Origin of the sequence: Aurantibacter aestuarii (assembly GCF_003008425.1) — a bacterium.
Classification (GTDB): Bacteria; Bacteroidota; Bacteroidia; order Flavobacteriales; family Flavobacteriaceae; genus Aurantibacter; species Aurantibacter aestuarii.
This window is the reverse complement of record NZ_PXOQ01000016.1, coordinates 1-1,153: the sequence shown is the minus strand read 5'-3', so window position 1 is coordinate 1,153 and position 1,153 is coordinate 1. Positions and strand designations below refer to the sequence as shown.

Sequence of the window (1,153 nt, the reverse complement as noted above, 5' to 3'; positions counted from 1 at the left end):
CCTGTATAATACGTATTGCCTGCACTTAAGGCTGGTAACACATAACTATCACAAGCCGTAACATCGGCTGGTGCATCTGCAGTTGGTGTAGTGTTTATCGTTACCACAAAACTATTCTCATCTGTACAGTTTGGTGTAGTACCTGTTTCTGCATAAACGTAAATCGTTTGTGTTGTCGTAATACTGGTTCCTGATGCAATTACTGTTCCTGTTCCGCCTGATCCTGTGTAATACGTATTACCTGCATTTAAGGCTGGTAACACATAACTATCACATGCTGTAACATCGGCTGGTGCATCTGCGGTTGGTGTAGCGTTTATTGTTAAGGAGAAACTCTCTTCATCAAAACAGTTTGGTGTGGTTCCTGTTTCATCATATATATAGATTGTTACTGGATAACTTGCAAAATCTGCAAAATTTAGTACTGAGCCTGATGCGTAAGCAGTTCCTGTTCCGCCTATCCCTGTATAATACATAGGAGTAACTAAATTTGTTCCTGTTATCGCTGGAAGTGTAAAACTATCACAAGCCTCCTGATTACTTAGAGACATTATATCTGGCGTATCATAAACTGTTACTACCACTGTATTTGTCGCAGTATTATTTGGTGCAATTAACCCACTATCTGTCACTGTAACTTCATAAGTTGTTGTCACTAATGGCGAAACATTTAATGTTGAATTTGTTCCTAAAACTGTTGCGTTCCCTTGAACATTCCATGAATAACTATAAGTTCCTACGGCTATTGCTGGTGAAGGTGTTGCTGTTAAAGTTACTGTAGTTCCTGCTGATGAACAAGTTGAAGAAGGTGACGCTGTTGCCGTTACAGAAACATTACAAGTATTTATAGTTAAACTAAAACTTTCTTCATCAGAACAGTTTGGCGTGGTTCCCGTTTCATCATAAATATAGATCGTAACTGGATAACTTGCAAAATCTGTATCATTTAAAGTCGTTCCCGCTGTATACGCAGTACCTGTTCCGCCTGGCCCCGTGTAATACATAGGTGATACCAATCCTGTTCCTGTAATGGCAGGTAAGGTATAGCTATTACATTCTGTCTGATTTGCTAATACAAAAACATCAGGACTTGCATTTATCGTTACCACAAAACTATTCTCATCTGTACAGTTTGGTGTAGTACCTGTTTCTG

General features: G+C 39.1%; 1 pseudogene. It reads right to left on the bottom strand.

The window, feature by feature from the left end:
* Nucleotides 1–1,153: pseudogene (locus C7H52_RS13500) on the bottom strand (hypothetical protein); the annotation flags it as partial.